Here is an 11592-nt window from a genome sequence, read left to right as displayed (position 1 = left end):
AAATAAACTTAAAACAAGATTCAGAAACGAGGCCGGATATTCGAGGCAGATGATCTGCGGCCGCGTGCACATGGCCCGAGCGATCTCCAGACGGCGTTGCTGACCGTACGAGAGTTCACCGGCCAGACGGTTGGCGCAGTCCACCAGATCGACCACTTCAAGCCAGTAGAACGCACAGTCCAGTGCATCGCTTTCGGCCTTGCGATAGCCCTTCGTGTTGAGGATGCCGGCGAGCATGTTGCGGTTGACCCACATGTGCTGGGCCACCAGCAGGTTTTCCAGCACCGACATTTCCTTGAACAGACGAATGTTCTGGAAGGTTCGGGCCAGCCCTGCGCGGTTCACCAGATGGGTACCGCCGAACATTTTGTAGTACATCCGGCTGAGAAAGCTTTTCGGCGAAACGAAATCGGTCGGTTTGAACGATTCGCCCAGCAACTGAATCACGTTGGTCTGCTGGCCGCGCACGTTGAGTTCGATCTTGCCGCCGGTGGCCTTGTAAAAACCGGTCAGGCAGTTGAACACAGTGGTCTTGCCCGCGCCGTTGGGGCCGATCAGGGCAAAGATCGAGTTGCGTTTGACCTTCAGGCTGACATCGCTCAGCGCCTTGATGCCACCGAAGTGCATCATCAGTTTTTCAACAGAGAGTACGACTTCACTCATTGCGCAGTCCTCTCATAGTGAATGGCACCTTTGCGTGGTTTGACCCCGGTACGGCTGATGCGGATCAGCCCGCGTGGTCGCCAGATCATCATCAACACCATCAGGATGCCGAACAACAGCACGCGATATTCAGCGAAACCGCGCAGCAGTTCCGGGGCAACGGTCAGCACGAACGCTGCAATCACCACGCCGATGGTCGAGCCCATGCCGCCGAGGACGACGATGGCGAGGATCAGCGCCGATTCGAAGAAGGTGAACGAAGTCGGGTTGACGAAGCCTTGATAGGTGGCGAAGAACACGCCCGCCAGACCCGCCGTCGAAGCACCGATGGTGAAAGCGGAGAGCTTGACCAGTACGTGGTTGAGGCCCATCGAGCGGCAGGCGATTTCATCTTCACGCAAGGCTTCCCAAGCGCGACCGACCGGCATTTTCACCAGACGATGCTTGATGTACAGCACGGCCAGTACCACGAGGAACAACACCGCATAGATGAAGTAGTACTTCACGTCCGGGTTGTAAGCGATGCCGAAAAACTCATGAAACGGCACCCCGCCATCCTTCGCCCGCTTGCCGAATTCCAGACCAAAAAACGTCGGCAGCGGTGCCGGCATACCGTTCGGGCCACCGGTCAGGGACAGCCAGTTGTTGAGAACCAGGCGAATGATTTCACCGAATCCCAGGGTCACGATCGCCAGGTAGTCGCCATGCAAGCGCAGCACAGGGAAACCGAGGATGCAGCCGGCGAGGCCAGCGGTGATCGCCGCCAGTGGCAGCACCGTCCAGAAACCCAGCCCGAGGTATTGATATCCGAGCGCCAGACCGTAGGCACCGATGGCGTAGAACGCCACGTAACCAAGGTCGAGCAGACCGGCCAGACCGACCACGATGTTCAGACCCAACCCTAGCAGCACATAGATCAACCCGAGGATGACCACGCCCAGCAGGTAGGAGTTGGAGAAGAACGGCACGGCCACAGCAAGCAGAATCACCAGCGGGATGATCCAGCGCAGGCTTGATTTGTGATCGGCGGGCAATACGTGCACACCCGACCCGGTGCTCTCGAATCCGTCGAGAATCTTCAGGCCCTTGGGCGTTTGCAGAAACAGGCTGAGGGCAAACCGGCCCGCCATGACGATGGCGATGATCCATGCCACGCGGGTCATTTCAAGGTTGAAGCTGTAACCGTCGAGCACGACACCGACGATCGGCCCGAAAACAATCAAGGCAATCAGGCCGGCCAGAATCGCCTCAACCAGGCTTTTTTTGACATCAATGGATTTTTTAGTGGTTGCAGACATCGCTTACACCTTCGACACAAGAGGACGGCCCAACAGGCCCTGCGGCCGGAAGACCAGAACAAGTACGAGCAGCGAGAAGCTGAACACGTCTTTGTAGTCGGAGTTGACCAGGCCGGAGAACAGCGACTCGGAGATACCGAGGATGATCCCGCCCAACATGGCGCCCGGCAGCGAACCGATCCCGCCGAGTACTGCTGCGGTGAACGCCTTGATGCCGATGATGAAGCCGGCGTAGAAGTCGAAGGTGCCGTAGTTCATGGTGATCAGCACACCAGCGAGTGCCGCCATGGCTGCACCGATGATGAACACGTAGGAAATCACCCGGTCGGTGTTGATCCCCAGGATCGAGGCCATCTTGCGGTCTTGCTGAGTAGCGCGGCACATGCGGCCGAGCTTGGTGTACTTGATGATGTAGGTCAGCAGCCCCATGCCGACGAATGCGGCCACCAGAATAAAGACTTTGGTGTAGGTCAGTTGCACGAAACCGGTGCCGACTTCGACCCGCCATGCGCCAGTGAGCAGCGTCGGAACGCCCTGTTGTTTCGCGCCTTGGGCGATCTGTGCATAGTTTTGCAGGATCAGGGAAATACCGATGGCGCTGATCAGCGGCGCCAGCCGTGTGGAGTTGCGCAGGGGTTTGTAGGCAACACGCTCGATGACCCAGCCATACACCGCCGTGACGACGATGGTGAAGATCAGGGTGCCGAGCATCAGCAGAGGGAAAGATTCGATACCGAAGTACGCCAGCAGAGCCAGACTGATTGCCGCCAGGTAAGCGGAAATCATGTAAACCTCGCCATGGGCGAAGTTGATCATGCCGATGATGCCATAGACCATTGTGTAGCCGATGGCGATCAGGCCATAGACCGACCCGAGGGTCAGGCCGTTGACCAGTTGCTGCAGGAAAATACCATCCATAACGCAATCTCACGCAGTGAGAACCTGCACACCCGGGGTGTGCGGTTCTTCTAGGAAAAATACAGATTTACGTCGGAGCAATGTCAGTCACGATCAGAAAGGCCACCCCGCCCCCTTGTGGGAGCGAGCTTGCTCGCGAAAGCGGTGTATCAGCTACCGTTTGTGGCGACTGACACCCCGTATTCGCGAGCAAGCTCGCTCCCACAGGGGATCGGTGGGAGTCAGCTGATCGCGTCAGCCCTTACTTCTGTTTTTCCAGCTGGTGGTATTTGCCGTCCTTGTCCCACTGGTAAACCACGTAGTCGGAGACTTTCAGGTCGCCCTTGGAGTCCCAGGCTTTCTCGCCCATGACGGTTTTCACCGTGTTTTTCTTCAGCCAGGCGGCGGCTTCTTCGCCCTTGTTGGATTTGGCGCCGTTGAAGGCTGCGGCCAGGGTCTGAACCGAGGCGTAGGCGTACAGGGTGTAACCCTCAGGCTCGGTGCCGGCCTTGCGGAAAGCGTCTACAACAGCCTTGCTGTCCGGCAGCATGCGTGGGTCGGCACCGAAGGTCATCAGCACGCCATCGACGAATTGCGGGCCACCAGCGGTGGTCACCAGTTCGTCGGTAACGATGCCGTCATCGGACATGAACTTGACGTCTTTCAGGCCTTGCTCACGCAGTTGGCGAACCAGTGGGCCGGCTTCCGGGTGCAGACCACCGAAGTAAACGACGTCGGCGCCAGCGCCACGGATTTTGGTGACGATAGTGCTGAAGTCTTTTTCACCACGGGTCAGGCCTTCGTACAACACTGGGGTCACGCCGCGCTTGACCAGTTGTGCCTTGGTGGCATCGGCCAGGCCCTGACCGTAGGTGTCTTTGTCGTGCAGCACGACGACTTTCTTGCCCTTGAGCACGTCGACGATGTAGTCGCCGGCAACGATGCCTTGCTGGTCATCACGCCCGCACATACGGAACATGGCGCTCAGGCCACGCTCGGTCACTTGCGGGTTGGTGGAACCCGGAGTGATCGCGATGATGCCCGCTTCATCGTAGATTTCCGACGCTGGAATGGTTGAAGAGGAGCAAAAGTGACCGACCACACCGGCGACTTTCTGGTTGGTGAGGTCCTTGGCGACCGTCACGGCCTGCTTCGGTTCGCAGGCGTCATCGCCCTTGACCAGTACGATTTTCTCCCCGTTGACACCGCCTGCTGCGTTGACCGCGTCAGACGCCGCCTGTGCACCCTTCATGTACTGCTCGCCAAATGCTGCGTTGGCGCCAGTCATTGGACCCGCTACACCGATTTTGACATCGGCTTGAGCAAACGCAGAAACACCCAACGCAGTAGCCACTGCGAGGGCCAGAAAGCCTTTCTTGTAAAACGTCTGGGACATGAGGTGGTGCTCCAAGGTTTTTTTTAGTTGGCACTGCGACTTCACTTCTCTTAAAGCTCAGAGCAAGGGCCGTGCCATCGGTTTTTTATTCTTCAAAAAGTCGCTGCTTTCTTGTTATTTCGACTGTTTCGTTCCCATTTTCATTGGGCGTGCAACCGTCTAAACCGCAGAAGGTGAAACCATTTATTTTTTCAGGCGCAACCCGCTTGCGCCATCATTGCAACCGCGGCAACAAACGACGTGCAACCAGCCTGTAACAGCCCGCGTCACCGAACTGCACACTGCTGGTGCGGGACTGCTACAACCCGCACCATTACAGGCTAGTCGCTGCCTCGAAAAGCGCCGCTTCCGGCAACATATTTCAACAATCAAATAACGATGCGCAGGCACTGGCCCGCGTGATACAGCGAGAAACCCGCCTCGTACAGGCAACTGCGCAAACCCACGCCTGCCAGGGGCTGCATCGGTGCAAAGGGAATCGGCAGGGCCTGAGGATTGCCATTGCACAGGTAATCGGCGAAGGCCTTGCCGACCACGGTGCCAGTTGTCACGCCACGGCCGTTATAACCGGTGACGGCGACCAGACCGGGCGCCGGTTCGAACAGGCGCATCAAGTGATCGGGCGTGAATGCAATACGCCCGGTCCAGGTGCATTCCCATTCAACCGGTTGCAGATTGGGGAAGTAGTGCTGCTGCACCCGGTCGGCCCAGGCCTTGAGAAACCAGGCCGGTTTCTGATTGCCGTTGCCGAGGCTGCCGAGCAGTAACCGCCCTTCTTTGTCGCGGCGGATGCTGCTCAACACTTGTCGCGTGTCCCACGAGCCCTGCCCGCCCGGCAGAATCTCCTGCGCGGCGTCTTCGGTCAGCGGCACCGAGGCGACCTGATAGTAATAACCGGGGAAGAAGTTGCGTTTGAGTTCGGTCCAGTCGCCTTCGGTGTAGGCGTTGGAGGCGATCACCACTTGCCCGGCAAGCACCGATCCGTGCTCGGTCTGCACTGACCATTGTTGCCCCATGCGCTCAAGCCGAGTGACCGGCGAGTGATCAAACATCTGCCCGCCGAGTCCGCTCACGGCATTCGCCAGACCGGTGACATAGGCCATCGGATTGAGCGTGCCGGCGCGGCGATCAAGCAACGCGGCGGCGATTTTCTGCGTGCCGGTCGCTTGCTCACAAGCCTTGCCCGTCAGCAATTCGACGGGCGCGCCACGGCGTTTCCACTGTTGTTCACGACTGCGCAGATCCGCCTCTCCCTTGGCGTTGTGCGCCATGTGCAGGGTGCCGTCGCGGCGTAACTGGCAATCGATGTTGTATTTATCCACAAGGCTGAACACCAGTGATGGCGCCGCCCCGAGCATGCGGTTGAGCTGACTGCCGACCGCCTCGCCGAATCCGGCTTCGATCTCGTCCGGCGGGATCCACATGCCGGCGTTGACCAGCCCGACATTGCGCCCGGACCCGCCGTGACCGGCACGATGAGCTTCCAGCACGCAAACGGTCTTGCCTTTTTCCAACAGATGCAGCGCCGCTGACAACCCGGTGAACCCGGCGCCGATCACGCAGACATCAACTTTTACCTCACCCTTGAGCGCCGTATTATCGGGCCTTTGCGGCGTGAGTTTTTCCCACAGACATTCTTCGCGTAACGGCATTGCCAGACTCCAACAGAAACCTGCCAAACACACAATTCAATGTAGGATTGAGCCTTTGTGGCGAGGGGATTTAGCGAAACGTCGCACCGCCCCGTTCGGCTGCAAAGCAGTCGTCGCTTTTAAATTTTCAGGGCCGCTGCGCGGCCCAACGGGGATAAATCCCCTCGCCACAGGTTTCACTCCTACAGGAGAGATCCATCAGTCAATCGAACGTAATGCCCTGCGCCAGCGGCAACTCCAGCGAATAGTTCACGGTGTTGGTCTGGCGGCGCATGTACGCGCGCCAGGCGTCGGAACCCGACTCACGACCGCCACCGGTCTCCTTCTCACCCCCAAACGCCCCGCCGATTTCCGCACCGCTCGGGCCGATGTTGACGTTGGCGATGCCACAGTCGCTGCCGACCGCCGACATGAACCGTTCAGCCTCACGCACGTCGGTAGTAAAGATGCACGACGACAGACCTTGCGGCACAGCGTTGTTCAAGCGCAACGCTTCCTCGAAATCGCTATAGCCGACTACATACAGAATCGGCGCGAAGGTCTCGCTGCAAACCACATCGCTCTGCTCCGGCATTTCCACAATCGCCGGAGAGACGTAGTAAGCATTGGGGAATTGATCCTGCAATTGACGCTTGCCGCCGAACACCCGGCCGCCCTCGCTCAATGCCTGCTCCAGCGCATCCTGCATGTTTTCGAAACTGTGTTTATCGATCAGCGGGCCGATCAGATTGCCTTCCAGCGGATGGCCGATACGCACTTTCGCGTACGCAGCCTTGAGGCGGGTGACGATTTCTTCTTTCACCGACTCGTGGGCGATCAGGCGACGCAACGTGGTGCAACGCTGACCGGCGGTGCCGACCGCACTGAAGAGGATCGCGCGTACCGCCATGTCTAGGTCGGCGCTTGGGCCGAGGATCATCGCGTTGTTGCCGCCCAGTTCGAGAATGCTGCGAGCGAAACGCGCGGCGACTTTCGGCGCCACTTCGCGGCCCATGCGGGTGCTGCCGGTGGCACTGATCAGTGCCACACGAGGGTCATCGACCAGCGCTTCGCCGGCGTCACGGCCACCGATGATCACCTGGCAGAGGCTCGCCGGAGCATCGCTGAAATTCTTCACCACACGATCAAACAGCGCCTGACAGGCCAGCGCCGTCAGCGGGGTTTTCTCCGAGGGTTTCCACACCACAGGGTTGCCACAGACCAGCGCCAGCGTGGTGTTCCACGCCCACACCGCAACCGGGAAGTTGAACGCGCTGATGACACCGACCACGCCCAGTGGGTGCCAGGTTTCACGCATGTGGTGGCCCGGGCGCTCGGAGGCGATGGTCAAGCCGTACAGTTGGCGGGACAGGCCGACGGCGAAGTCGCAGATGTCGATCATCTCCTGTACTTCACCCAAGCCTTCCTGGGTAATTTTGCCCGCCTCCCACGACACCAGCTCGCCGAGATCGGTCTTGTACTCGCGCAGCACCTCACCGAATTGTCGCACCAGTTCGCCGCGACGCGGGGCCGGCACCTTACGCCACGCCTCGAACGCATGATCTGCGCGACTGATGTGCTGCTCGACCTCGGCCGGGCCTTCCCAGTTGACGGCGGCGATACGGCTGCCGTCGATCGGCGAATGCACCGGCACTTTGCCGTTCTGATAAAGGGCCGGGTTCACACCAAGACGATCAAGCAATGCGGCAACCATGGGTCACTCCTCAAGCAAAAAACTGAATGTGTGCGGTCGGTTTTTCACGACCGGGCAAGCCTTTAGTTGTAGCGTCAGTACGGCGAGGCAACAAACGACCTTTACGCGAGATATCATTCCGTTTATTCATGCTGCGCATAGAAAGACAAGAAAAGGATCAGCCATGCTGAACAAACGCCACTTGCCCTCGATCACCGCATTGCAGTGCTTCGAGGCCGTGACCCGGCACCTGAGTTTCACCCGGGCCGCCGAGGAAATGAACCTGACCCAAAGCGCCGTCAGCAAACAGGTCGCGCAGCTTGAGGAATTGTTGCAGCACTTGTTGTTCCGCCGGGTACGCCGGCGTTTACAGATGACCCCGGCCGGGGATTTGTACTTGGTGGAAGTCAGAAAAATCCTCACGCAGGTAGAGATGTCGACCCATTACCTGCGTTCCTACGGCGGCGAGACCGAAGTCCTGCGCGTCTCCACGCCTTCGACCTTCGGCGCCCGCTGGCTGGTGCCACGCCTCAAAGGCTGGCGCTTGCGCCATCCGTCGATCCATCTCGACATGTGCAACGAGCAGGAGGCCGACGATTTGCTGCAAGGGCGCAGCGATCTGGCGTTCTATTTCGGCCAAGGCTCGCGCCCCGGCACTGAATGCCTGAAGCTGTTCGGCGAAGAGCTGGTGCCGGTGTGCGCCCCCGGCAGCCTGCCCGACAAGCCTTTCACCGATCCGACACAGCTCACCGATCTGGTGCTGCTGCAAAATGCTTCGCGGCCACAGGCCTGGCACGACTGGTTCGACAGTCAGGGTTATCAGACCGAACACAGCTACCACGGCCCGCGTTTTGAAACCTTTTATATGTGCATCCGCGCCGCACAGGTCGGCTGCGGTGTGGCGCTGTTGCCACGGTTTCTGGTGGAAGAAGAGTTGGCCGACGGCAAACTGGTCATTCCCTGGCAGCATGCAATGCCCAGCACCGACGCCTACTACCTGGCCTACCCGGAACACTCTGCGGAAGTGCCCAAGGTGAGGGATTTTGTGAAATGGATGCTGGAACAAATCGACAATCCAGGCTGAAACCAGCCCCTGTGGCGAGGGGATTTATCCCCGTTCGGCTGCGCAGCAGTCGTCGCTTTTGAGATTTTGGGGCCGCTGCGCGACCCAACGGAGATAAATCCCCTCGCCACAATGTCTTCCACCGACCAAATATTGCTGGCAATCCCCACCGCTGATATGCGCCACTAGCGCCATTGATTGAGACCGCGCCACGGCGCGGCGCACCTGGAGACCCCGTTATGAGCGAGAGCGTGTTTGCCGATCGCATCGTGCAGAACCTGCTCGACACCGACTTCTACAAATTGACGATGATGCAGGCAGTGCTGCACAACTACCCCAACGTCGAAGTCGAATGGGAGTTTCGTTGCCGTAACAGTGAGGACTTGCGCCCGTATCTGGCCGAGATCCGCTACCAGATTGAGCGTCTGGCCGAGCTGAGCCTGAGCGCCGATCAACTGAGTTTTCTGGAGCGCATCAGCTTCCTGAAACCGGACTTCCTGCGCTTCCTCGGCTTGTTCCGCTTCAATCTGCGCTACGTGCACACTGGCATCGAGAACGGCGAGCTGTTCATCCGCCTGCGCGGGCCGTGGCTGCATGTGATCCTCTACGAAGTGCCGCTGCTGGCGATCGTCAGCGAAGTGCGCAACCGTTATCGCTATCGCGAAACCGTGCTCGAACAGGCGCGCGAACAGCTCTATCGCAAGTTCGACTGGCTGACAGCCAACGCTTCGGCCGATGAGTTGTCGCAACTGCAGGTGGCTGATTTCGGCACCCGCCGACGGTTTTCCTACCGTGTGCAGGAAGAAGTGGTGAACGTGCTCAAGCACGATTTCCCCGGCCGATTCGTCGGCACCAGCAACGTGCATCTATCGCGTGAACTGGACATGAAACCGCTGGGCACCATGGCCCATGAATGGATCATGGCGCATCAGCAACTCGGCCCGCGGCTGATCGACAGCCAGATCGCCGCCCTTGATTGCTGGGTCCGCGAGTACCGGGGTTTGCTGGGGATCGCCCTCACCGATTGCATCACCACCGATGCTTTCCTCGGCGATTTCGACTTGTTCTTCGCTAAGCTTTTCGACGGTTTGCGCCACGATTCCGGGGATCCTGTGGCGTGGGGCGAAAAATGTATCGCCCACTATCACAAGCTCGGTATCGACCCGATGAGCAAGACCCTGGTGTTCTCCGACAGCCTGACGTTACCCAAGTCGCTGGAGATCTTCCGCGCGCTGCATGAGCGGATCAACGTAAGCTTCGGCATCGGCACCAACCTCACCTGTGACATTCCGGGTGTCGAACCGATGAGCATCGTGCTTAAAATGACCGCCTGCAACGGCCAAGCGGTGGCAAAGATCTCCGACGAGCCAGGCAAGACCCACTGCAAAGACCCGAATTTCGTCGCCTATTTGCGACATGTTTTCCAGGTTCCTGCCGATTCCAGTCTATCTAGCAAGGAGTGAATTCATGCAAGCCGTACAGCGTGAGATTGCTGAACAGCTCAAGGTGCAACCGCCGTTCGCTGACCACAGGGCCCTGCAAGCCGAAGTCGCCCGGCGCATTACCTTCATTCAGGATTGCCTGGTCAATTCCGGGCTCAAGACGCTTGTGCTGGGCATCAGCGGCGGCGTCGATTCGCTGACCGCCGGCCTGCTGGCCCAGCGCGCGATGCGTGAATTGCGCGAACGTAGCGGCGACAATGCGTACAAGTTCATCGCCGTACGCCTGCCGTATGAAACCCAGTTCGACGAGCACGACGCTCAGGCCTCGGTGGATTTCATCGCCCCGGACGAACGCCACACCGTCAACATCGGTCCGGCGGTGAAGGCGCTGGCCAGTGAAGTGGCGGCGTTCGAAGGCAAGCACGCGGTGTCAGTTGATTTCGTGCTCGGCAACACCAAGGCGCGGATGCGCATGGTTGCGCAGTACACGATTGCAGGCGCGGCGGGCGGTTTGGTGATCGGCACCGACCACGCAGCGGAAGCAGTGATGGGGTTTTTCACCAAGTTCGGCGACGGCGCCTGTGACCTCGCCCCACTCAGCGGTCTGGTGAAAAACCAGGTACGGGCGATTGCCCGCAGCTTCGGCGCGCCAGAGTCGCTGGTCGAGAAAATCCCGACTGCCGACCTCGAAGACCTGTCGCCGGGCAAACCGGACGAAGCGTCCCATGGCGTGACCTACACCGAAATCGACGCCTTCCTGCACGGCGAGCCGCTGCGTGAAGAGGCGTTCAGGATCATTGTTGATACGTACAACAAGACTCATCACAAACGTGTGATGCCGTTCGCGCCGTAATCGGCGAGCGAATGAAAAAGCCCGCTGGGGAGTGATCCTCAGCGGGCTTTTCTTTGGCCAGATTATCTGCCGATGCAGATGGCCTCTTCGCGAGCAAGCTCGCTCCCACATTGATCTCGGTCGAATGTGGGAGCGAGCCTGCTCGCGAAGAACGATGACGCGGTGAACCTGATTACTTCAGGGTCACGGTGCCTTTCATCATCGAGATGTGGCCTGGGAACGAGCAGAAGAAGCCGTATTTTTCGCTGGCATTGAGCTTCGACACATCGAAGGTTACCGAGTCGGTTTCCTTGGCGCCGATGATTTTGGTGTGAGCGATGATGCGTGCATCACCGTCCTTCAGGTAGCTTTTGTCGATGCCGGCAGCCAGGCCATCGGTGGCGATCGGCTGCATGTCAGCTTCTTTGCTGATCACCAGGTTATGGCCCATGACGTTCTTCGGCAGGCTGCCGGAGTGGGTCAGTTCGATGGTGAAGGTCTTGCAGCTCTTGTCGATTTCGATGGCCTTGGTGTTGAAGGACATCTGGTCGGTGGAGTCAACGGTGGTTTTGCACTCGGCAGCCATCAATTGGCTGCTGTCAAGATTATTTAGGTATAGCGTATTTTATTTTTATATTTTGTTTAATCTTGTAGTTATGGTTTTTATAGTCATTATT

The 11592-nt window shown here is 58.8% G+C and carries 9 protein-coding genes and 1 pseudogene; 3 read left to right on the top strand and 7 right to left on the bottom strand.

The features are described from left to right. The 6 genes and pseudogenes from ACIQVE_RS15420 to ACIQVE_RS15395 all read right to left on the bottom strand — a co-directional run. A pseudogene (locus ACIQVE_RS15420) lies at nt 1-663 on the bottom strand (ATP-binding cassette domain-containing protein); the annotation flags it as partial. Continuing rightward, complete coding sequence (gene livM, locus ACIQVE_RS15415) at nt 660-1961, bottom strand: high-affinity branched-chain amino acid ABC transporter permease LivM (protein ID WP_402809741.1); 1302 nt, start codon at nt 1959-1961, stop codon at nt 660-662. The pseudogene ACIQVE_RS15420 and the gene livM, both read right to left, overlap by 4 nt. Before the next feature lie 3 nt (nt 1962-1964). Further along, nucleotides 1965-2879, bottom strand: a complete 915-nt coding sequence (locus tag ACIQVE_RS15410; RefSeq protein ID WP_042557415.1) for an ABC transporter permease subunit — start codon at nt 2877-2879, stop codon at nt 1965-1967. A gap of 241 nt (nt 2880-3120) precedes the next feature. Beyond that, nucleotides 3121-4254 (bottom strand): ABC transporter substrate-binding protein, encoded by a 1134-nt coding sequence (locus tag ACIQVE_RS15405; protein ID WP_402809739.1) that lies wholly within the window; start codon nt 4252-4254, stop codon nt 3121-3123. A 368-nt stretch (nt 4255-4622) separates the two neighbouring features. Continuing rightward, a complete protein-coding gene (locus ACIQVE_RS15400) occupies nt 4623-5906 on the bottom strand; it encodes an NAD(P)/FAD-dependent oxidoreductase (protein ID WP_402809737.1) in 1284 nt (427 codons plus the stop codon). Nucleotides 5907-6108: 202 nt separating this feature from the next. After that, nucleotides 6109-7599: an aldehyde dehydrogenase family protein gene (locus ACIQVE_RS15395; protein ID WP_402809735.1), complete on the bottom strand. Its 1491-nt coding sequence runs from the start codon at nt 7597-7599 to the stop codon at nt 6109-6111. Nucleotides 7600-7762: 163 nt separating this feature from the next. Here ACIQVE_RS15395 and ACIQVE_RS15390 point away from each other — a divergent pair, with 163 nt between their 5' ends. The 3 genes from ACIQVE_RS15390 to nadE all read left to right on the top strand — a co-directional run bounded on the left by ACIQVE_RS15390 (nt 7763) and on the right by nadE (nt 10936). Next, a complete protein-coding gene (locus tag ACIQVE_RS15390) occupies nt 7763-8662 on the top strand; it encodes a LysR family transcriptional regulator (RefSeq protein ID WP_402809733.1) in 900 nt (299 codons plus the stop codon). Nucleotides 8663-8880: 218 nt separating this feature from the next. Continuing rightward, on the top strand, nt 8881-10104 hold the full coding sequence (gene pncB, locus ACIQVE_RS15385; protein ID WP_402809730.1) for a nicotinate phosphoribosyltransferase: 1224 nt from the start codon (nt 8881-8883) through the stop codon (nt 10102-10104). A 4-nt stretch (nt 10105-10108) separates the two neighbouring features. Then, complete coding sequence (gene nadE, locus ACIQVE_RS15380; protein WP_402809727.1) at nt 10109-10936, top strand: ammonia-dependent NAD(+) synthetase; 828 nt, start codon at nt 10109-10111, stop codon at nt 10934-10936. Between the two features lie 172 nt (nt 10937-11108). On the opposite strand, the gene azu is transcribed toward nadE, so the two are convergent. Next, complete coding sequence (gene azu / locus ACIQVE_RS15375; protein ID WP_402809724.1) at nt 11109-11501, bottom strand: azurin; 393 nt, start codon at nt 11499-11501, stop codon at nt 11109-11111. Nucleotides 11502-11592 lie beyond the last annotated feature (91 nt).

Source organism: Pseudomonas sp. NPDC098747 (assembly GCF_044760045.1).
Lineage (GTDB): Bacteria > Pseudomonadota > Gammaproteobacteria > Pseudomonadales > Pseudomonadaceae > Aquipseudomonas.
Note: the sequence above shows the minus strand (reverse complement) of the source record. Positions and strands in the feature narration are given on the sequence as shown.

Excerpts from the sequence above, each read along its gene's own strand:
- livM (WP_402809741.1), bottom strand. The coding sequence starts at position 1,961 with ATGTCTGCAACCACTAAAAAATCCATTGATGTCAAAAAAAGCCTGGTT.
- ACIQVE_RS15410 (WP_042557415.1), bottom strand. The coding sequence starts at position 2,879 with ATGGATGGTATTTTCCTGCAGCAACTGGTCAACGGCCTGACCCTCGGG.
- ACIQVE_RS15405 (WP_402809739.1), bottom strand. The coding sequence starts at position 4,254 with ATGTCCCAGACGTTTTACAAGAAAGGCTTTCTGGCCCTCGCAGTGGCT.
- ACIQVE_RS15400 (WP_402809737.1), bottom strand. The coding sequence starts at position 5,906 with ATGCCGTTACGCGAAGAATGTCTGTGGGAAAAACTCACGCCGCAAAGG.
- ACIQVE_RS15395 (WP_402809735.1), bottom strand. The coding sequence starts at position 7,599 with ATGGTTGCCGCATTGCTTGATCGTCTTGGTGTGAACCCGGCCCTTTAT.
- ACIQVE_RS15390 (WP_402809733.1), top strand. The coding sequence starts at position 7,763 with ATGCTGAACAAACGCCACTTGCCCTCGATCACCGCATTGCAGTGCTTC.
- pncB (WP_402809730.1), top strand. The coding sequence starts at position 8,881 with ATGAGCGAGAGCGTGTTTGCCGATCGCATCGTGCAGAACCTGCTCGAC.
- nadE (WP_402809727.1), top strand. The coding sequence starts at position 10,109 with ATGCAAGCCGTACAGCGTGAGATTGCTGAACAGCTCAAGGTGCAACCG.
- azu (WP_402809724.1), bottom strand. The coding sequence starts at position 11,501 with ATGGCTGCCGAGTGCAAAACCACCGTTGACTCCACCGACCAGATGTCC.